18 protein-coding genes are annotated in these 20,467 nt (G+C 63.2%); 7 read left to right on the top strand and 11 right to left on the bottom strand.

The genetic code is table 11. From position 1 onward, the window contains the following. Positions 1-8 precede the first annotated feature (8 nt). From AC57BR_RS09665 to AC57BR_RS09655, 3 genes are all read left to right on the top strand, one after another. On the top strand, positions 9-1,637 hold the full coding sequence (locus AC57BR_RS09665; RefSeq protein ID WP_496359924.1) for an aldehyde dehydrogenase (NADP(+)): 1,629 nt from the start codon (positions 9-11) through the stop codon (positions 1,635-1,637). Beyond that, positions 1,634-2,962: an enolase C-terminal domain-like protein gene (locus AC57BR_RS09660; protein ID WP_496359922.1), complete on the top strand. Its 1,329-nt coding sequence runs from the start codon at positions 1,634-1,636 to the stop codon at positions 2,960-2,962. Before AC57BR_RS09665 ends, AC57BR_RS09660 begins: the two co-directional genes overlap by 4 nt. Positions 2,963-3,069: 107 nt before the next feature. Next, positions 3,070-3,990 (top strand): AEC family transporter, encoded by a 921-nt coding sequence (locus tag AC57BR_RS09655; RefSeq protein WP_496359920.1) that lies wholly within the window; start codon positions 3,070-3,072, stop codon positions 3,988-3,990. Positions 3,991-4,044: 54 nt separating this feature from the next. On the opposite strand, the gene AC57BR_RS09650 is transcribed toward AC57BR_RS09655, so the two are convergent. Further along, positions 4,045-4,713 (bottom strand): TetR/AcrR family transcriptional regulator, encoded by a 669-nt coding sequence (locus AC57BR_RS09650; protein WP_496359918.1) that lies wholly within the window; start codon positions 4,711-4,713, stop codon positions 4,045-4,047. A gap of 146 nt (positions 4,714-4,859) precedes the next feature. On the opposite strand from AC57BR_RS09650, the gene AC57BR_RS09645 reads away from it, so the two are divergent. Then, complete coding sequence (locus AC57BR_RS09645; RefSeq protein WP_496359916.1) at positions 4,860-5,822, top strand: NAD(P)-dependent alcohol dehydrogenase; 963 nt, start codon at positions 4,860-4,862, stop codon at positions 5,820-5,822. A gap of 287 nt (positions 5,823-6,109) precedes the next feature. Here the strand turns inward: AC57BR_RS09645 and AC57BR_RS09640 are convergent, their stop codons facing one another. Continuing rightward, positions 6,110-6,820, bottom strand: a complete 711-nt coding sequence (locus AC57BR_RS09640; protein WP_496359914.1) for a hypothetical protein — start codon at positions 6,818-6,820, stop codon at positions 6,110-6,112. A 376-nt stretch (positions 6,821-7,196) separates the two neighbouring features. Next, positions 7,197-8,147: a cation diffusion facilitator family transporter gene (locus AC57BR_RS09635; RefSeq protein ID WP_496359912.1), complete on the bottom strand. Its 951-nt coding sequence runs from the start codon at positions 8,145-8,147 to the stop codon at positions 7,197-7,199. A 346-nt stretch (positions 8,148-8,493) separates the two neighbouring features. Here AC57BR_RS09635 and AC57BR_RS09630 point away from each other — a divergent pair, with 346 nt between their 5' ends. From AC57BR_RS09630 to AC57BR_RS09620, 3 genes are all read left to right on the top strand, one after another. Continuing rightward, positions 8,494-9,123 carry an MBL fold metallo-hydrolase gene (locus AC57BR_RS09630; RefSeq protein ID WP_496359910.1) on the top strand — a complete coding sequence of 210 codons (630 nt, stop codon included), beginning with the start codon at positions 8,494-8,496 and terminating at the stop codon, positions 9,121-9,123. Positions 9,124-9,615: 492 nt separating this feature from the next. Beyond that, positions 9,616-10,065, top strand: a complete 450-nt coding sequence (locus AC57BR_RS09625; protein WP_496359908.1) for a Rieske (2Fe-2S) protein — start codon at positions 9,616-9,618, stop codon at positions 10,063-10,065. 476 nt (positions 10,066-10,541) lie between these two features. Beyond that, positions 10,542-11,102 carry a DUF4334 domain-containing protein gene (locus tag AC57BR_RS09620; RefSeq protein ID WP_496359906.1) on the top strand — a complete coding sequence of 187 codons (561 nt, stop codon included), beginning with the start codon at positions 10,542-10,544 and terminating at the stop codon, positions 11,100-11,102. Positions 11,103-11,430: 328 nt separating this feature from the next. Here the strand turns inward: AC57BR_RS09620 and AC57BR_RS09615 are convergent, their stop codons facing one another. From AC57BR_RS09615 to AC57BR_RS09580, 8 genes are all read right to left on the bottom strand, one after another. Further along, the gene (locus tag AC57BR_RS09615) at positions 11,431-11,658 is read right to left on the bottom strand and encodes a hypothetical protein (protein ID WP_496359904.1); all 228 of its coding nucleotides are present in this window, start codon (positions 11,656-11,658) and stop codon (positions 11,431-11,433) included. Positions 11,659-11,870: 212 nt separating this feature from the next. Further along, a complete protein-coding gene (locus AC57BR_RS09610) occupies positions 11,871-13,406 on the bottom strand; it encodes an aldehyde dehydrogenase family protein (RefSeq protein WP_496359902.1) in 1,536 nt (511 codons plus the stop codon). A gap of 64 nt (positions 13,407-13,470) precedes the next feature. Further along, positions 13,471-14,442 (bottom strand): aldo/keto reductase, encoded by a 972-nt coding sequence (locus AC57BR_RS09605; protein ID WP_496359900.1) that lies wholly within the window; start codon positions 14,440-14,442, stop codon positions 13,471-13,473. A 64-nt stretch (positions 14,443-14,506) separates the two neighbouring features. Beyond that, a complete protein-coding gene (locus AC57BR_RS09600) occupies positions 14,507-15,619 on the bottom strand; it encodes a Gfo/Idh/MocA family protein (RefSeq protein WP_496359897.1) in 1,113 nt (370 codons plus the stop codon). A 97-nt stretch (positions 15,620-15,716) separates the two neighbouring features. Further along, positions 15,717-16,724, bottom strand: a complete 1,008-nt coding sequence (locus AC57BR_RS09595; RefSeq protein ID WP_496359895.1) for an ABC transporter permease — start codon at positions 16,722-16,724, stop codon at positions 15,717-15,719. Between the two features lie 2 nt (positions 16,725-16,726). Next, positions 16,727-18,244, bottom strand: coding sequence for a sugar ABC transporter ATP-binding protein (locus AC57BR_RS09590; RefSeq protein WP_496359893.1), 1,518 nt, complete (start codon positions 18,242-18,244; stop codon positions 16,727-16,729). After that, on the bottom strand, positions 18,241-19,272 hold the full coding sequence (locus AC57BR_RS09585; protein WP_496359891.1) for an ABC transporter permease: 1,032 nt from the start codon (positions 19,270-19,272) through the stop codon (positions 18,241-18,243). The genes AC57BR_RS09590 and AC57BR_RS09585 overlap by 4 nt, the downstream gene beginning before the upstream one ends. Beyond that, the gene (locus tag AC57BR_RS09580) at positions 19,269-20,378 is read right to left on the bottom strand and encodes a sugar ABC transporter substrate-binding protein (RefSeq protein ID WP_496359889.1); all 1,110 of its coding nucleotides are present in this window, start codon (positions 20,376-20,378) and stop codon (positions 19,269-19,271) included. Before AC57BR_RS09580 ends, AC57BR_RS09585 begins: the two co-directional genes overlap by 4 nt. Between the last annotated feature and the right edge of the window lie 89 nt (positions 20,379-20,467).

Raw genomic sequence — 20,467 nt, 5'->3', positions numbered from 1 at the left:
GAACCACCGTGACCCTCACCGGACACTCCCTGATCGCCGGACAGACCGTTGCCGGCGAAGGCAAAACCACCTTCGCCTTCAACCCGGCCACCAACGAGGCGCTCGAACCTGCCTACACCCTGCTCACCGGGGAGCAGCTCAAGGCCGCCACCACCGCAGCCGCCGACGCCTTCGAGTCCTTCAGCACCCTTGACCCCGAAACCCACGCCGCGTTCCTGGACGCCATCGCGGACAACATCGAAGCCATCGGCGACGACCTGATCGTCCGCGCCGGCCAGGAAACCGGCCTGCCGGCAGCCCGCCTGCAGGGCGAACGCGCCCGCACCACCGGACAGCTGCGCCTCTTCGCCAACGTCGTCCGGCAGGGCGACTTCCGCGGCGTGCGCATCGACCCGGCCATTCCCGACCGGACACCGCTGCCGCGCGCCGACATCCGCCAGCGCCAGATCCCGCTGGGTCCTGTCGCCGTCTTCGGCGCCAGCAACTTCCCGCTGGCCTTTTCGACGGCGGGCGGAGACACCGCCTCGGCCCTCGCCGCCGGCTGCCCCGTGGTGTTCAAGGCGCACAACGCCCACCCCGGCACCAGCGAACTCGTGGGCCAGGCCATCGCCAAGGCCGTTGCCGACCTCGGCCTCCACCCGGGCGTCTTCTCCCTCATCTACGGCCCGGGCAGCAGCATCGGCCAGGCCCTCGTGGCCGACCCCGCCATCAAGGCCGTCGGCTTCACCGGCTCCCAGAGCGCCGGCATCGCCCTGATGCGCACCGCCGCCGCACGCCCCGAACCCATCCCCGTGTACGCGGAGATGTCTTCCCTGAACCCGGTCTTCGTCTTCCCCGGCGCCCTGAACGGCTCCGCCGAACAGATTGACGCACTGGCACAGCAGTACATCACCGCCGTCACCGGCAGCTCCGGCCAGCTCTGCACCTCCCCCGGCCTGCTGTTCGCCCCCGCCGGCGAGGCAGGCGACAAACTGGCTGCCGCCGTCGGACGCGCTGTCTCCACCTGCGCCGGACAGACCATGCTGACCGCAGGCATCGCCGGCTCCTGGAACACCGGAACGGAGGCGCTCGGCGCCGCCGAGAACGTGACCGTCGTCGGCACCGGAACCCCCGGCCCCACCCAGAACGCCCCGGCCCCGGCCATCTACGGCACCGACATCAGCAACTTCATCAGCAACGAGGTGCTGCACGCGGAAATCTTCGGCGCAGCGTCCCTGGTGATCCGCTACTCCTCCGCCGAAGAACTCATTCAGGCCACCAACCGGATCGAAGGCCAGCTCACCGCTTCCCTGCAGCTCACCGAAGAGGACTACCCGACGGCGGCACAACTGATCCCCGCTCTGGAGCAGAAGGTGGGACGCATCATCGTCAACGGCTGGCCCACCGGCGTCGAAGTGGGACATGCCATGGTCCACGGCGGACCCTTCCCCGCCACGTCCGACACACGCACCACCTCAGTGGGTACGCTGGCCATCAACCGGTTCCTCCGGCCGGTCGCCTACCAGAACCTGCCCCAGGAACTGCTGCCCGCACCGCTCAAGGACGCCAACCCGTGGCAGCTGAACCGCCGCATCGACGGTGACGTGGTCCCCGCTGATCAGGTTCCCGCTGCAGAGAAAGAGGAGGTCAACGCGTGACCGCCCAGCCGACAATTGCCCGCGTGGAAGTGGTCCCGGTTGCGGGCTACGACAGCATGCTGATGAACCTCAGCGGCGCCCACGGGCCGTTCTTCACCCGAAACGTGGTCATCGTGACCGACTCCGACGGCCGGACCGGCCTCGGCGAGGTCCCGGGCGGCGAGAAGATCCGCACCACCATCGAGGAAGCCGGCACCCTGATCGCCGGCAAGCCGGTGGCCCGCTACCGCTCCCTGCTGCGGGAGATCGCCGCCGAGTTCGCCGACCGCGACGCCGGCGGCCGCGGGCTGCAGACCTTCGACCTGCGCACCACCGTCCACGCTGTCACCGCCGTCGAATCCGCACTGCTGGACCTGCACGGGCAGTTCCTGGGCGTTCCGGTGGCCGAACTGCTGGGCGACGGACAGCAGCGTACGTCTGTACCCATGCTCGGGTACCTGTTCTTCATCGGTGACCACAAGCGGACGGAACTGCCCTACCTCGTGGAGGAGGCGCCGTCGGACCGCTGGGCAGAGCTGCGCCGCCAGGAGGCCATGACTCCCGAGGCCGTGGTGGCGCTGGCCGAAGCCGCGCAGGAACGTTACGGCTTCAGCGATTTCAAGCTCAAGGGCGGCGTGCTGTCCGGCGACGACGAGGTGGACGTGGTCACGGCCCTGGCCAAGCGCTTCCCGGATGCCCGCGTCACGCTGGATCCGAACGGCGGCTGGCTGCTGGAGGAGGCCATCCGGCTGGGCAAGCGGATGCAGGGCGTGGTGGCCTATGCCGAGGATCCCTGCGGCGCAGAGGGCCGCTTCTCCGGACGCGAGGTCATGGCCGAGTTCCGGCGCGCCACGGGTCTGAAGACGGCCACCAACATGATCGCCACGGACTGGCGGGAGATGTCCCACGCCATCCGAAGCAACGCCGTGGACATCCCGCTGGCGGACCCGCACTTCTGGACCATGCACGGCTCGGTCCGGGTGGCGCAGCTGTGCAACGAGTTCGGCCTGACCTGGGGCTCGCACTCGAACAACCACTTCGACATCTCACTGGCCATGTTTACGCACACCGGCGCGGCAGCACCCGGCGAGATCACCGCACTGGACACGCACTGGATCTGGCAGGACGGACAGGGCCTCACCAAGAACCCGCTCCAGATCAAGGGCGGCGCCATCGAGGTTCCGGCTGCGCCCGGGCTCGGAATTGAACTGGACCGCGACGCGTTGGACAAGGCGCACCAGCTGTATCTGGAGCACGGACTGGATGCGCGCGACGACAGCATCGGCATGCAGTACTACATCGACGGCTGGTCCTTCGACCCGAAGCGGCCCTGCCTGGTCCGGTAGTACTGGAGTTACAGACCTTCCGCACGGCCGGACCTCCTCGCGCAATCTCGCGCAACCCGCGCAACGGGAGCCGGCCGTGCGGAATAACATGAATTGAAGGGTCAAGAGTGGGCGGCGTTGTCTCCGGAATTCTCATCGTTTCGGCAGTCATCGCCGTCGGTTACCTCGCTGCCAGGTTCGGCATTCTGGGGCCCGAAGTGCAGGGTGCACTGACTCGCACCGCCTTCTACATCACCAACCCCGCCCTGCTGTACACCGTGGTGGCCGGCTCCGACATCCGGGCCGCACTCGGAACCGATGCCCCGCTGGCGCTGCTTTCGGCAGCGGCGGTGGGGCTTCTCTATTGGCTGCTGAGCTTCCTGTTCTTCCGGCGCCCCGCCGCGGAGACCGCCGTCGGCGCGATGGCCAGCAGCTACGCCAACGCCAACAACATCGGCATTCCGGTCTCGCTGTACGCCGTCGGCACGGCCCAGCACGTGGCGCCGGTGCTGCTGGTGCAGCTCCTGGTCATGGCCCCGTTTTACCTCACGCTGCTGGGGATCTTCTCCGGTGCCCGGATTTCGTGGAAGAAAGTGCTGCTCCAGCCGCTGTCCAACCCCATGATCATCGCCTCCGCGCTGGGCGTGGTGGTGGCTGTGACCGGCTGGAACGCGCCGGAACTGCTGCAGAAGCCCATTGACATGCTGGCGGGCGGGGCTGTCCCCATGGTGCTGCTTGCCTTCGGCCTTTCCCTTGCCGGCCGCGCTCCGCTGCGGAAGGACGACGGCCGGACGGAGACGCTGGTGGCCACATTCCTGAAGATCGCCGGCATGCCTTTGGTTGTCTGGCTGCTGGGCCGGTTTGTCTTCGGGCTCGAGGGGCAGCACCTGCTGGCCAGCGTGATCATGGCGGCCCTCCCCACCGCGCAGAATGTCTTCCTCTTCGCCTCCCCCTACGGCCGGGGCATGAGCGTGGCCCGCGACGTCATCCTCTGCACCACCATCCTGTGCGTGGGAACGCTGCTGGTTGTTGCGTGGGCCGTTGGGTAGATCGTTTGCTCTTCCTCTTCTTCATGGCGGCGGAGGAAGTTGGAGCAGCAGCAGCTAGCCGGCCGGTGCCGGTTCCAACGCATCGAGGATCAACTCCAGCCCGTAGGCGAATTCGTTGCCGTAGTCGTAGCCGGGCTGCATGACGACCTGCGTGGCGATCTCGACCATGTGCGGGTATTCCCCGGTCGCGAACCGTTCCATGATGGGACCGGCCACCTCCGCCATCGGCTCATTGCCTGCTATGGGCAGTGCGGCTTCCTGCAGGGCGAACCCGTAGATGTAGCTGTCCAGCAGCGAGTAGGCCCGGGCGGTCTGTTGCACGGTAAAGCCCGCGGCACGCAGTGTCCCCAGCGTTGCCTCGTGGTGCTTTAGGGTCGCCGGGCCGGGAGCTTTGCGGGATTCCAGCAGCCCGACCGCCCACGGATGCCGGTGCAGCACTTCGCGCGCCGAGTGGGCCCGCCGGCGCATCTGTTCCTTCCAGTCACCTCCAGCTTCCGGTGTATCGATCTCGGTGAAGACGAGGTCCACAAGGCCGTCAAGGATCTGGTCCTTGTTGGCCACGTAGTAGTACAGAGTCATCGGCTTGGTGCCCATGCTCTGGGCCAGAGAACGTATCGACAGGGCAGTGATACCGTCCGTATCCGCCAACTCCAGAGCCTTCTGCAGGACCTTCTCGCGGCTGAGCCCCGCCCGGCCCCTGCTGCCCGTGCCTGCGTCCTTCAATCTCTGCTCCTCCCGGCCCTTCCGCTTGCGTACATCGTACGATACTCTTTTCGTACAGCGTACGAAAGTCAATTACCCCCATGGACGGGAACGATATGAAAATGCAGGGGCACTCTCAACGACAGGGCACCAGGACCGTCGGGGACATGCGCGCTATCGTTCGGGAAACCTACGGTGGGCCGGAGGTGCTCCGACTGGAACGGGTGCCCCGCCCTGTTGTCAACGGCGACGACGTGCTGATTCGCGTCAGGGCGGCCGGCGTCGACCGCGGAGTCTGGCACATGATGACCGGCCTGCCGTACCTGGGCCGTGTCGCATTCGGCGTCCGGAAACCGAAGGACCCGGTTCTCGGCCTGGATCTCGCAGGAACGGTAGAAGCCGTAGGCCCCGACGTCACGCGGTTCGCCGTCGGAGACGCGGTGTACGGCAGCGGCCGCGGCTCCTACGCCGAATTCGCTGTTGCACCCGAGGCCAAACTGGCCGCGAAGCCCCAGTCACTCTCCTTCGAGCAGGCCGCAGCGGTGCCGGTCTCCGCGGTCACTGCCCTTCAGGGCCTGCGCGCCGGGAACATCAGGGAGGGGCAGAAGGTGCTGGTCACCGGCGCGTCCGGCGGCGTCGGCAGCTACGCGGTCCAGCTGGCCAAAGCCTACGGTGCGCAGGTTACCGGAGTCTGCAGTACTGGCAAGGTCGGGTTTGTCCGCGCCCTCGGCGCGGACCACGTTATCGACTACACCCGTGAGGGCTTCGCAGACGCTGGCCCGTATGACCTCATCCTGGACATCGCGGGAAACCCGCCGATCTCGCGCCTGCGCCGGGCCCTAACAGCTAACGGAACGGCCGTCATCACCGGCGGCGAGGGCGGCGGGAAACTGACCGGAGGCCTGCACCGCCAGCTGGGCGCCCTGGCACTGTCACCTTTCATCGGCCAACGGCTGACCATGTTCCTCGGCCTCGTCCGCGCCGCCGACCTCCTGGACCTCACCCCGCTCATTGAGGCCGGCAAAATAACCCCAGCCCTCGACCGGGCCTTCACGCTGGCTGAGGCTAGGGACGCGCTCCGGTTCCTGGAAGACGGCAAGGTGTCGGGCAAAGTGGTGCTCACCATCTGACGGCCGTGATCCGCAGTCGAAACGAAAGCTTTCGCCAGGGAGCTTCATGGCAAATTTTGTCGTGACTAAGTGTGAGTTTTGTGAGTTAGGCGCTTTGCAAGGGTATTGGGTGTTCTTAGGCCAAACCCGGTGGCCCTCTGGCCGGGACACGGAATGCGGCGACTGATGGTAGCGCCACCCAACGCTGCCACAGCCACGGGATACCAGACGTCCGGCCTGTAGGTTGACGAAACGCCGATTATCGGCGTTCCGTAAGCAGTGAGAAAAAGGGGCGCCGGGCTTCGTGATTAATGCACGAAGGCAGGAACGTACGAGTCGTTGAACGGCTCGAACCAGTCCTTCAGCTCCATGGGGGCGAGGCCGAGCTGCATGTTGAGTTCAAAATCGCCTTCGAACCCGTCCATCGCATTCTGGTAGAGCATTTCGCTGTCCGTATCTTCGAGCATGAGTTCTTCAAGCCGGCCGCGCCAGCCGTCGGCCAGGTCCAGCCCGTACAGGTCCTGGATGACTTCCACCTGGTCCAGCAGGCACCGGACCGCAAGCTCCTGGGCCACGCAGGACGGGTGGGTCCAGCCGCGGACCAGCGCACTGGCCATGTCTGTGGCAATAACCAGAAACCGCTGGGCGAACCGGATATGGTATTTCCCGGCGTGCCTGGGCGGCAACCCGGATAGCACGAAGCTGCCGGCGATGTCCTGCCGGGTGACCTCATCAAGTCCGCGCAATTCGGCGATGTCCTCGAAGAGCTGGTCGATTAGGACGGCTGATGCCTCCCAGAGCGCGCCAGCCAGCAGTTTTGCCTGGAACAGGCTTTTGTCCCGCTGCTCCGGGGTGACCGACTCCATCCAGTCCACGTCCCAGGTCTCCAGGTCGTTTCGTTCATCAGCGTTGAGGTCCTCCGGGCTCGGCTTGTACCCCAACTGCTCAAGGCTGATGCCGGTCAGCTCCTCACCGACATGGATCAGGTACTCGACATAGTTCTCGTGCTCTGGAGTCATGCGCCCGATGCTACAGGTCCAAGCCGACGCTCCTGCCGAGACCCGGATAGCACCCGTGACGGTCCGCCGGGCCGGCAGTGCCTTGGAACCATCCCTGGCCCTTCGCAGATTGAGGACACGTTCGTCCAGATACCGTCTGGACGATGGGACACCATGCAGGCGGAGACCAGCTCCCACGGCACGGACCGTCCCCTCTACCTGGGAGCCGCGACCAATATCGCCGCGCCCGTTGAAGCTGATGCGACCGGCCGCCGTGTCAGCGCTCCGGAAACGCCTGACGGCAGTCCTGGCGGCTCAGCTCCGCCTCCAGCCCGGACGGGTTCGAACGGGACCCCCGGACAGCTCGTCCCGGGCTTCGTTTTCCCTCAGCGCGTCCTTACAAGCGCAAGGCGGTTTCGTCCGGAGTCGCCAGCGTCAGCACGGCTTCCTCCACCGTTTCGTGGTCCTCCAGCTCGCGCTCGATCCGACGCAGGGTCACGGCTACCTCGTGTTCCCGGTGGTCGCCCTGCAGGTCCACGGCCGCGACGACGTACAGCTTGCGGGGGCCGACGAACTCCATGTGGAGGTAGGTGAGCCGGGCAATGTCCCGGTGTTCGAGCACGCGCCGGGCCATGGAACGTTCGATGTCGGGGGTTACGCCCTGGCCCACCAGGAACCGCCGGTTGCGGTCGATCAGCACAACGGCAACAACCGCCAGCAGAACGCCGACGACTATCGAGCCCACAGCGTCCGGCAGAGGCGACCCGGTGACCTGGTGCAGGAGCACGCCGGCAAACGCGATCACCAGGCCAATGAGCGCGGCAGCGTCTTCCGCAAAGACGGCGCGCAGAGTGGGATCGGAGCTAATCAGGACCTGCTCCAGGGTGTGCCGTTCCAGCTCATGGGCTGCCTCCCGGGTCTGGCGGAAAGCCTGCACGAAGGAAATTCCTTCGAGGACAAAGGCCACGGCCAGGACCACGTACGCCACCAGGAAGTCGGACGCGGGCTCCGGGGCGAGAATCTGCTGGATGCCGTGCATGATGGACACCACCGCCCCTGCGGTGAAGAGCCCGAAAGCGGCGAACATCGACCAGACATATGCTTCCCGGCCATAGCCCATCGGATGGCTTTCATCCCGCGGACGGCGGGAGCGCCGTTCCGCCACGAAGAGGAACACTTGGTTGCCGGTGTCTGCCCAGGAGTGCGCGGCTTCTGCGGTCATGGAGGCAGATCCGGTGAGAACGGCAGCCACAGACTTCGCGGCGGCAACGAGGGCGTTCGCCGCAAAGGCGATGATGACAGTCAGCAGTGTGGAGCCGGGGTCTTCTCGCTTCTCGAATGCCGCCATGGGGATACCGTACCCAACCGGAGGGAAATGATTCCTGGCGATAGTACGCCCCGATGATCCAAGGGCGGTAACGGGCCGAAAACCTCGTAAGTTTAGGGAATCTCCATTATCGGCGTTCGCAACGCCCGCGGGAGGGGCGTGAAAGGGACCTTCCTTACTGTCCGTTTCCCACCCAAGCGAGGCCGGAATCAAGCTGCCCTGCCCGCCGAATCAGGATCCCTGGTTCCGGTGCAGTTACTCGACGGACGCGTCGGCGGATGGGATTCTAGACTAGGGCAGCCAGCCCTCGGCTCGTCGGTCTCCTGCTCCGGGACACGTCAAGGCCATCTGGAACTGAGGTAAAGAAGTGAATTCCGCTGCAATCCCTGTTACCGCCGTCCGTGTAGCCGAGCTGGTTCCCGAAGGCGAACCGATGCCGGTCTACGTGCACGTCATTGACCACCCCGACGCGCGTGTACTGGTGGACACGGGCATGACTCAGCTTCATCCCGCGGTTGCCGACATGGATCCCCGCCTTTACCCGCTAGAGGAACAGGACTTCGACGTCCAAAGCGTCGACATCGTCGTCAACACCCACCTGCACTTCGACCACTGCGGAGGCAATCACCTCTTCGCGGGCAAGCCCATCTACGTTCAGCGTCAGGAACTCGACGACGCCCGCAACCAGAACGACTACACCATCCCTGAATGGGTGGATCCACCCGGAATTCATTACGTTCCGGTCGACGGCGAGTTGGAACTGCTTCCCGGGCTGCGACTCCTTTCAGCGCCAGGCCACACCCAAGGCTCACAAATCGTTGTCATCGACGGAGAAGAAGGCCCGACTATCATCGCTGGCGATACGGCAGTCTGGTTCGACGAAGTCGATAAACCCCACACGCACGGCCAGCTACTGGTGCGTTCCCTGAACCCTGCATTGGTTTGGCTCACGCACCAGCACAAGCCATGGACGTCAGAAACCCCAGCCTCACGGTGAACCACCACCAAGAGTGAAATTAAAATTCCCGGCGACGGCCCGGCAGCCCGACCGAACGCCATCAGCCGCTGATGGCCTGTGCTTTAGCCGTTGAAACCAGTACCTGCGCCAGGCCCAGCTGACCTGCCCCCCTTTATCGGCACCGCGCCGGCGTCGTCCTTTACGCCGTCATCATCTGGCTACCGCAATAAGGAGACACGCCCTAGTCAGGGCTCCGGTACTCGGCCTCGCCTGCAGGTGGAGAATGACTCGTCCGACTACTCCCCCAGGTTGACGAAATGTCCCTTAGCGTTCAAGTGTGCTGAAAAAGCAGCCGGTTCGGGCTTCCACGGTCAGCGCACGAAGGCTGGAACGGACGAGTTGTTGAAGGGTTCGAATCAGTCGTTGAGGTGGTCGGAGTTCCGCTCCCCGGCGTCGCCCGGCGCACGCCTCGGCGTGCGGAGTTTTCAGGAGGTGCAGCATACATTGAGGTGGAGATGACACGATAGCTCGATGAAGTCCGGAAAACCCCTGCCTAGACGTTGCCTGTTGCTAGGTACGGCTGCTACTACGGTGGGCGGCGCGCTGGCCCTGTCCGCCTGCTCGGTTTCACCCGCGGGCAGCACCACCGTCCCGGCGACTCCCGGTGCTTCAGCGCCACCCGGCCGTCCCTTCCGGATCGGGAAGCTGAGCGAGGTTAACGTAGGCGACACCGCCACCGGGAAAGCCAATGGAAGGACCATCGTTGTCTTCAGATCTGAAGACCGCACGGTCGTGGCTTATGACGCAACGTGCACACATGCCGGTTGCGCGGTGGCGCCTGCCGGTATGAATTTTGAATGTCCCTGTCACGGCTCCGCTTTCAACGGATCGGACGGCAGCGTCATCACCGGGCCGGCGCGCAGCCCGCTCCTGCCTCTCACCGCCGCAATCGACGGGGATTGGATCACGGTCATCGCGTGACAATTTGGGCATCAAGGGGAACGTGGCGCTTCGCTTCGGCTCTCGGTCTGCTCTCTGAGACTCTAAGCCCAGATGCGCCTGAGGGCGTCGGCAGCTTCGGTCGTCTTTGGTTCGCACGGCCGGGCATGCCGGCTGGTCCTGGGAGGCCATCGCATTGTGCCTTGGCATGAGCAAACAAGCTTGTCCACCGCAAAACACGGGAAGCGCTAATCCCTGGCCAGGCGTCGGAACTTATCCGCCCTCTTGCCAGGGCCCAAGCTTCCATGCCGCTCCACTCCCCTGCCCCAGGTTGACGGAATCATTATTTTCGGCGTTTTGTGAGTCTGGTCAAGACACGCCGTCAGCCGATGCCGCGGACGGCCACACTACCATTCGACACTGTCACTGAGGGCGCTCCCAAGCCGGGTGGTTGCCCTCATCCCGGCAGACATACATTATCGAAACGAGCAAGTTCCGATGAGGAGTGAAGCGAAAAGGTGACACTTGATTCCACAGCCCGCCTGGCAAGGATCGAAGCCTCGCGGGATCTACAGGATGCGTTGGCGCTGTTCGATGAGCTGCCGGCCGTGAAGGTTGCTGAAATGCATGGTGAATGGAAGGGATCGGGAGTCGAAACGGGCAACGCCTTCGACGGCCTCCTTGAAAAGTTCGGCTGGTGGGGGAAGCGGTTCTACGACGCCGACAACGCGCACCCTCTGGTCTTCGAAGACAAGCGCGGCAAGTTCAACGTGAACCCAGCCGGCTTGCCGATGGGGTTCTTGGTTCGGAATGCCGCGGTCTTGCACAACGGCGCGGTGGCGACTATCGCCAAACGCGTTCTTCGACTGCGACGGACTAACGAGCCGCGTGCGCGGCTGCGGATGATCGAGTACCGCGGAGTCGTGACCGGGACCATGTCCTACGATGCGCTGCCGATCTACGATCACTTCCGACAGATCGACGACAACACACTGCTGGGTGTCATGGACCTGCGGGGCGCGACCGCTCCGTTCGTCTTCCTCCTGCGACGGACGGGATCGTCGGGTGAGCCCGCGTGAACCTCTGGAGAAGCTCACGGCAGCTGATCGTTCTCCTCTCATGTCGACCAGACAAGGTGCTAGACGACATTGATAAAGGCCTGGCGAAGAGGAGGCGTTTAGTCGTCCTAGGTGGGCGAGCAATGCACGCGCTACGGCGCTTGTCTCCCGCGGTGGTATGGCGGATTGCCGGGATAGTGGGAGCATGCCGACCGTCCCCACCGGTCCCGTGAAGAAGAAGGGCGCACCCAGCGAACGGGGTGCGCCCTTTCTCGTGTGGCTCGAAACGGCTCGAGCAGCGGAAGCGGACACGTCTTTCTTCCATCTGCCGCCATCATGCCCACGTTGGCTACAGGGTGCCGTCCGACCCCCAACTGCTGCCATGTTTGATGACCACGTGTTCCCTGCTGTCGAACACCCTGCGTCCGGAGCCTGTATCAGGAAGGACCCATAGGACGCCGATCTCACTGGTGAGCACGACAGTTGCCTCGTATGCGGGATTACCGAATTCGGCTACGGTTACACGGTCCCCGGCTTGGAAGTGCAGCCAGTTTTGTCCAAGGGTGTCCTGGGCCAAGGTTCATCTTCCTTTCTCTTTTGCAGGGACTACCTTGCTGTCATGCGGTTATGCGCGGAGGTCTCGTGCTGTTCGCATAGCATGCCTGTGTAGTGCCATGCGTATTCGGAGTACGCTGCCGAAAACTTCTGGACGAAAGCCAGCACGTAGTTCAGGGTCCGCCCGCGTCGTGATCGTCGGATGGTGGGACGGGCCTGCAGGCTTCGCACTGCCTACCCCGCGCCTGTGTTGTCGGTGTCGCGGAAGAACGGTTCATGCTTTCCGGTCCTGATTTGAATGGTCTTGATTTCGGTGAATTCGTCAAAGCCGGCCTGGCCCATTTCCCTGCCGTAACCGCTGTTCTTGACGCCTCCGCCGGGCAGCTGGGGTGCCCCGTCGATCGTCGTGTTGATCCATACCGTGCCGCTGCGCAGGGCGCGTCCTACGGACAGAGCGGTATCGATGTTTTTGGACCAAATGGTGTTGGCCAGTCCGAACTCCACGGCGTTGGCAAGCGAGATGGCTTCGTCGGTGTCAGCGAACCGGGTCACGGTGAGTACGGGGCCGAAGATCTCTTCAAGGAAGGCGGGGTTCGCCGGGTCCACCTGGTCGAGAATGGTTGGTGCGACGAAGTAGCCCTGCTGCAGTTCTGCCGTCTCAAGCTGCTTTCCGCCTGTGATGACTTTCGCTCCCCGTTCCTGGGCCACGTTGATGTAGTCCAGAACGGTTTTCAGGTGATCGGCGTGGATCAAAGCCCCAATGTCGGATTCCTCGTTCAGGGGCTGTCCGACGGCGAGCCGCTGGGCGCGCTGTACGAGGGCGGCCAGGAATGTGTCCGCAATCTCCTCATGGACGAGCAACCGGGCTCCAGAGACGCAGCACTCACCCTGATTGAAGAAGACGCCGAAAAGGACACCTTCGACTGCTTCGTCAATGTTGGCATCGGGGAAGACAATTGTTGCGGCCTTGCCGCCGAGCTCCATGGAGAGCCGCTTACTGTTTACTCCGGACGCCTCAATAATCCTCCGGCCCACAGACGTACTGCCTGTGAACGACAGTACGTCCACGAATTCGGACTCAGCCAGCTGCTGGCCGACCACTGATCCACGCCCGGTGACTACGTTGAACACGCCTGCGGGTACCCCTGCCTCTGTAGCCAGCCTGGCTATCTCCATAGTTGTTCCCGAGGTAACCTCAGCTGGCTTGGCAACGGCTGTGCAGCCGGCAGCCAGAGCGAAGGGCAGTTTTTGCATCAGCAGCAACAACGGAAAATTCCAAGGCGTGATCATTCCTACGACCCCGGCCGGTTCGCGTGTTACAAGTCCTGTGAACCCGGGGCCGAGGTTGGTGTGGACGTCGCCGTGCATGGTCAGTGCCAACGCGGCAGCGTATTCGGTGAGGCCGATGCTGCCCTGGACGTCTCCTCGGGCAAGACGCAAGGGTTTGCCGGTTTCCTCTGCCTCGATACGGGCCAGTTTTTCGAAGTCACGCTGCATCAACGCCGCCAGCCGGTTGAGGACCCGGGAGCGATCCTGTCCGGACAGGTGGGGCCAAGTTCCTTCGTCGAAGGCGTCCCGGGCTGCCTTGATGGCTTCTTTGGTCTCTTCTGCTGTCCCCGAGGAGTATCGGGCAACCAGCTGGCCCGTGGCTGGAGAGTTGCGGTCAACTGTCTTGGACCCCTGGGCGCGTTCACTCCCGCCGATGTAATGACCGTAGGTTCGGAACTCCGTTTCGGTTGGTGCTGTTTGGACGTTCAGGTCGACGTTCACGTCAGTCTCCTATTCGAATGGTGATATCTGCTTGGCGCAGGCCGGGCTTGCTCTCGGTCGACGCTTAGTCGGAACTGGAAGGGATTGGTGCGTCTGGCCTAAGCAGCCCGTTGTCGCGCAAATCCTGCCAGAGTTGTCCGGGGATGCGGAGTTCCAGAAAGTCGGCGCTGTTTTGTTGTTGCTCGGGAGTGCGTGAGCCGAGGCAGATGCTGGCCACGGCAGGGTGGGAAGCGGCGAATTGAAGGGCGGCCGCGGGAAGCGGGACGTCGTGGCTTCTGCAGATGGCTTCGATGCGCCCGGCACGGTCCATGACGTCCTTGGGGGCGGGACCGTAGTTGAATTTTGCTCCTTGAGTTGGGCCGGTTGCGAGTATTCCGCTGTTGTATACCCCGCCCAGCACGACTCCGACGCCCCTGCTTTCACACAGGGGCATCAAGTCGTCGAGCGGTTCCTGCTCCAAAAGTGTGTACCGGCCGGCAAGGAGCACGCAGTCCGCATCCGTTTCCTTGACCGCGTCAAGACAAACATCAGCTTCGTTCACCCCAAACCCAATGGCCGACACGACTCCCTCATCCCGGAGCTTTACCAAGGCAGGAAAGCCTTCATCTACTGCCTGGCGGAACATCTCGGGCTGGTTGCCGCCGTGGGTGTAGCGGTCAACATCGTGCATGTAAACGATGTCGAGGTGATCGGTCAGCAGTCTTTTAAGGCTGTCCTCAACCGAGCGCATGATGCCGTCATACGAGTAATCGAAGGCAGCGGCAAAGGGGGCAGGATCCTTCCATAACCCTGAGTCGATGGTTGCAGGGTTAGCCGGCGTCAGGACTCTGCCGGCTTTTGTCGATAGGACGTAGTCTGCCCTGGTGCGCCCTTGGAGGGCACGGCCCAGCCGCAGTTCGCTGAGTCCGTGCCCGTACAGCGGCGCGGTATCAAAGGTTCGGAGTCCGAGGACCCATGCCTGATCGACGAGCTCCGTGGCGGTAGCGTCGCTGATGGGTCGGATGAAATTTCCGATGATCGTAGCGCCGAAGGACATCGTGGTCAGCTCAAGGTCGCTTCGGCCCAGGGGACTTTTGCGCTGTGCCCGCATCTCGGATTTCCTAGGACCGCTGGCCTGCCACTGCCGGATGAGCAGTTGCGCCATTGCTGGAGTAATGGGGCTGGACGGGCTTGCCGAGCCGGGCTGATTCGTAGATCGCGGCGATGATCTCCAATGACTTCAGCGCTTCTTCACCGGTAACGGCCGGTTCGGTGTCATTGAGGACTGCTGATACAAAGTCGGCGACCTGCAGCCTGTGGTATGGCATAAGTTCGGCGTTGATCTGTGCGATGGGGATGTTGATGCCGAGACCCTTGTCGAAGAGGTCAACATGGGTTTCCTCGCCCGGGATGGCCCAGAGATCGCAGACACCCTCCGATCCTTCAGGAAATTCGCTGACACTGGCCGATGCGCCGTTCTGGCCGATGATGTGCACGCGCGCCCCAAGGCTGGGATCAGCTCCGGTGGTCGCGTGGACTGTTGCGACAGCGCCCGATGCGAAGCTAAGGGTTGCGACGGCGACGTCTTCGACCTCGATTTCACCGGTGAAAACCAGCGTCCGGATTTGAGCGCTGACTTCGACCACGTCCCCCATGTACCACTGGAGCAGGTCGATGTAGTGAATGCCCTGCGTCATGAGGACCCCGCCACCATCTGTCTCCCACGTCCCGCGCCACGCGGCCGAGGAGTAGTACGCCGAATCCCTGTGCAGCAGAATTGAACAGCTCCCCAGGATGGGCTGGCCGATGCGCCCGTCGTCGAGGGCTGCACGAAGTTCCCGGGCTGCCGGCCAGAAACGGCGCTGGAACAGGACACCCAGTTTCACTCCGGCTTCATCGGCTGCGGCGGTCATGCGTCGGGCTGACTCCGAGGATATGGCGATGGGCTTTTCGCACAGAATATGTACCCCCCGGCCGGCGGCTTCGACGACAACCTGCTCGTGGGTTGGATGGGGTGTGCAGACACTGATGATGTCCACACCCAGGTCCAGCAATTTAGTAATGCTGTCGACTGCATTAGGGATCCGCCGGTCAGCTGCGAACTGCTCTGCACGGCCGAGGTCAACATCGCACACACCGATGACCTCGGCGTCCTCCAGCGAATCGTAGGCCTGGAAATGGTTGTCGGCGATGTTGCCGCAGCCGGCGATCCCGACCCTTAGTTTCTTGTTCATGTCATCTTCTCCTTGGCGTCTTCGCCTTCTGGGTAATGGGTTGTCGAGTTAGGTGGGAGTATTTCCGGCGCTGCTCGGCGACGTGCCTCTCCCGGGGTCATGCGACTGCGGTGCCGCGCCTGCGGTCGACCGTTGCGGCGATCGCCAGGATGACGATGAGGCCGTACAGAATGGGCTGGTAAGCAGAATCGACGCCGACGAGGTCAAGGCCGACCCGCAGCAGGGCGATGACCAGGGATCCGAGCAAAATCCTCCCGATTCCGCCGATTCCGCCTGATATGGCGCATCCTCCGACGATGACGGCCGCGATGCTGGGCAGCAGCAGGGAGTCGGACGTTGTGGCCCCTGCCGACTGCAGCTGGGCTACCTGAAAGACAGCGGCCAGGCCGGAGAACGCGCCGGACAGCGCGAAGATCAGGACCACTACCCTCGTCGTGCGGATGCCACTGAAGGCTGCGGCGCGCTCATTGAACCCGATGGCGCGGATCTGGCGGCCCAGGGGGAACACCTTCAGGACGGCCATCAGCGCTCCGGTGAGCAGCAGGACGATGAGGAAGGAGATGGGAATTCCGTACAGGCGGAACGAGATCCATTCCACGTTGCCGTATCCGGTAGTCACGAGGATGGAGTCTGCTCCGGAAAGCCAGAGGGCGAGACCTGCGAAGACGCCGAGGAACCCCAGGGTAACGATGAACGACGGGAGCTGGGTAACTACGTGAACGACGCCGATGAGGAGGCCGAGTAGCGTTGACAGGATCAGGACTGCGGGTACTGCCCCGGCCCCCAGGGTATCGAGCATTTTGGCCAGCAGGACGCCGGCGAGGCTCGCCAGTCCGGCGTTGGCCAAAGTGATGCGTCCGGTTAGGACGATGAGTCCCTGGGCGATAGCCAGCAGTACCAGCGGAGCGGATTGTTCCAGCAGGGACATGAGACTGGGGAACCGCAGGAATGAGCTGTCGTAGATACTGACGATGACGACCAGGGCAATGAGCACCAGCAGCGGAGCGACGCCCATGTGGTGAAGTCGTTTCAGCCTGCTGTCCGCCGGTGCCGTGGGTGACGTTTGAGGCGTCGTGTCAGTGGTCAGGGAGTGCTGTCCAGTCATGGTTAGACCATCTTTTCGAGTACATCGGTACGGTGGGGCCGGTTTCCGGGCGTACTCGCCATCTCACCGGTGATGCGTCCGTCTTTCATCGTCAAAACGCGGTGGCTCATCGAAATCCCTTCTTCAAGGGTGTCTGCGATGAGCAGGACTGCCAGGCCCTTGGCGGCAAGGTCCCTGATCAGTGCGTAGACGTCGGCTTTTGCGCCTACGTCGAGGCCACGCGTGGGGGTGTCCAGGATCAGGAGTTTGAGGTCCGGATCCAGGAGCCATTTGGCCAGGACTACCTTTTGCTGGTTACCGCCGGACAGGTTGCGGATCGGGGTATCCGGAGAAGGCGTTTTGACGCGCAGGGTCTCTATCCAGCTCCGCACTGTCTTTTTTTCCAGTGCGGGATTGAGGACAGGACCGGCGCTGATCTGGTCGGGGTGGGCCAGTGTCAAGTTCTCCCCTACGCTCATGGCCAGCACCGCACCGTCCACCTTGCGTTCAGAAGGAATGTAGCCCACTCCCCTGCGGACGGCGTCGGCAGGGGTCCGGAGGTTCAGCGGCTGCCCGTCGAGGCGGATTGTGCCTCCGGCAGTGGGGATGGCCCCGAAGATGGCCCGGCCGATGTCTTCGCGGCCGCTCTCCTGCACGCCCATGAGGCTGACGACTTCACCCTGGGCGATCGTGAAGGACACGTCGTGGAAAGACCTGCCCGAGAGGTTGCTGACTTCCAGCCGTACCTCCGGCCGGGCTTCAAGCTGGCGGGATTCGTGATAGTACCCGGCATGGTGTTCGTGTCCGACCATCATGGAAAACATCTGGTCCATGGTCACTTCACCTGGGACGCATTCGCCTACGACTTCTCCATCACGCATCACGTATACGCGGTCGCAGATTTCCAGGACTTCCTCGAGACGGTGGGAGACAAACACGACGCTGGCACGTTTGCGGAGTTCGCGCACGATCCGGAAAAGCGTCTGAATCTCCTCGTGTTCGAGCACGGATGTGGGCTCGTCCAGAAGGATCACAGGATCGTGTCTGCCGCGCTGGCCCGAAGCCAGGGCTTTGGCGACCTCGACCATTTGCCGTTTCGCGAATGACAGTTGGTGGGTGGGTGTTTCGGCTTTCAACCCTCCTCCCACGATGTCCAGGTACTCCTGGGCCCGCCCGTTGAGCTTGGACCACTGGTAGATGCCATGCCTGACGGTGTCGCCTTCGTTGCCGAGGAGCACGTTCTCACCCACCGTGATGTTTTCCAGCAGGGATTGTTCCTGGAAAACCATGGCGATGCCGCGCTTGTTGGCCTCGGTAACGCCGCGCAGGACTACTTCTGAGTCCTGTGCCAGCATCGTTCCGCTATCAGGGCGCTGTATTCCGGTCAGGATCTTCAACAGTGTGGATTTCCCAGCGCCATTTTCTCCGATCAGGCCCACGACTTCGTGTTGACGGACCTCAAGGGAAACATCCTTCAGTGCGCGGACTCCGGGAAAGGACTTGGAGACCTGACGCAGTTCCAAGGCAGGAGCGGTGCTCATTTGACGACTCTCAATCTCTGTCGGGAACGCCACAGGGCGATGGTGGCAGCGACGAGGACAACGACGCCCTGGACTGCCTGCTGGATGTAGGAACTGACGCCGCCGAGAACCATGGCGTTGGATATGGCGACGATGACGATGACGCCGACCACGGAGTGGATGACGCCACCTCGGCCACCTGTCAGGAGGGTTCCGCCGATGACGATGCCGGCGATGGTGGTGAAGAGGAGGCTGCCGCCGATTCCGACGTCACCAACTCCTGTCCGTGTCGTGGCCATCACTGCGGCAAGACCGGCGGCTGCACCTGCGACCACGAAGGACAACGTGCGGTACTTCTTGACTGGAATTCCGGAGAGCAGTGCAGTTTCCTCGCTGCCGCCGATGACGTAGGCATACCGCCCGAACCGGGTCCGGGTCTGGATGAACCATCCGATGGCCACAACCAGCACGGCCAGCCACACGACACCGGCAAAGCCTGCGTAGCTTTCGTTGGCCAGACTACGGACTCCGTCATCAAGAACGCGCGGTGGCTTTCCGCCGAAGAGCAGCAGGCCAATCCCGAGCCCTATCTGCCAGGTGCCTATCGTGACGATGAAGGAAGGCACCCTGAGGACGGAAACTGAAAGGCCGGCCAGAAGCCCCAGGGCGGCCCCGACGGCGCACCCTGCCGGGATAACCCACAACCCCAGGCTCAGAGTGTTGCGGTCATTTGCCAGGAGAAGGGCGCTGCTGAGTGAAGCCGCCGCCATGACGCCCGCCACGGACAGGTCGATGCCACCCATGAGGATGACAAAGGTCAGGCCGACGGCGACAACGACCGGAATGGCGCTTTGTTCCGCAACCGCCCGGAGGTTGTTGCCGGACAGGAAGGCCGGATTCACAAACAGCATTACCAGCACGATCATGACCAGGACGATCAGCGCCGCAAAGGGCACCTTATCCGAGTGCCGGGTTATCCATCCCGATGGGCTTTTGGTCTGTTTGAGGGCCTGTTCTGGGGGCCGCACCGCGGAAAGCTTCTCGGTCACTTGATCGGGTCACCCGTCTGCGACCAGATATCGGACAGGTTGAACTTCGAGATGTCTGCCGGGTCGGGGACGCTGGAAGTGGTGGAGGGGGTGATCGCCGGCAGCGGCTTGAGGTAGAAGGACCTGTGTTCCTTCGGTTCCTTGGCCGGATCGAATTCCCCGGTCGCGGCCGCCAGACCGATGGCCAGGCCGTAGGCGGCCTGTGCTGCGGCCGTGGACTGTGTCGTGGCAACGTACCCGCTCTTCTGATTCTCGACATTCTTGACCGCTTCGGCCAGGCCGTCGATGCCGGAGACCTTGATGGTGCCCTGCTTGCCTGCGTTCTTCACCGCCTCGAGCGCACCGAGTGCCATGGAGTCGTTGGCCGTCCAGACGCCGTTGATTTTATCCCCGTATTTGGTCAGGAAGGTCTGCGTCACGTTCTGGCCTTTGGTGCGGTCCCACTCTGCCGTCTGCTCCTCGAGCAGGGTGATGCCCGGGTACTCCTTCAAGGCTTTCTGCAGGCCCGCAAACCGTTCCTTGGCAGGCGGGTTGTCCAGGATCCCTTGAAGGGCGACGATGGAGCCCTTGCCGCCCATACTCTCAAACAACGCCTTGGCTGTGTCGTAGCCCTGCGGGACGCCGTTCACGGACATGTGGGCCACCCAGTGGGCCGAGCTGGTTTCGGGGCTCAGGCCGTCAGGCTTGTTCCACTGTGTGACCAGCCAGGCGCCGGCCTTTTCGGCTTCCTTGACCACAGAGGGGACCACGGAAGACTCGTTGGCATCGAGGTTGATCACAACGCAGCTGCCCCCCTTGGCAAGGATGGACTTGATTTGTCCCAGCTGCTTTGAGGAGTCGCCGTCGCTGGCAATCCACTGGTACTTCGACTCGAGGCCCTTGGAGGCAGCAAATTTACGGGCGGCTGCGTCGATGGAGACGTAGTACTCGTTTTCGAGGCCGCGACCTGACTGAACAAGGGTGACATCCTCCGGCTTGCAACTGCCGGTGGTCTTCTGTGCGTCCTGGCTTCCGGAGGTGACTGCACTGCCACAGGCGCTGAGCGCCAGCATTGCCGTGATAGCCCCGGCGGTGCCGGCGAAGCGAGAGAATCGGAAAATCTCCATTGGTTGTTCCTTCTCTGGAATGTGGGCCGTTCGGAGTAAAACAGGAAAACTGGTTCGTGCTCCGGGAGGACGGACACTCGACTGGGTTG

It is taken from the genome of Arthrobacter sp. BGA-UO-ETr-C19, assembly GCF_059568005.1.
The sequence above is the reverse complement of the archived record's forward strand: the minus strand, read 5'-3'. Positions and strand labels throughout refer to the sequence as shown.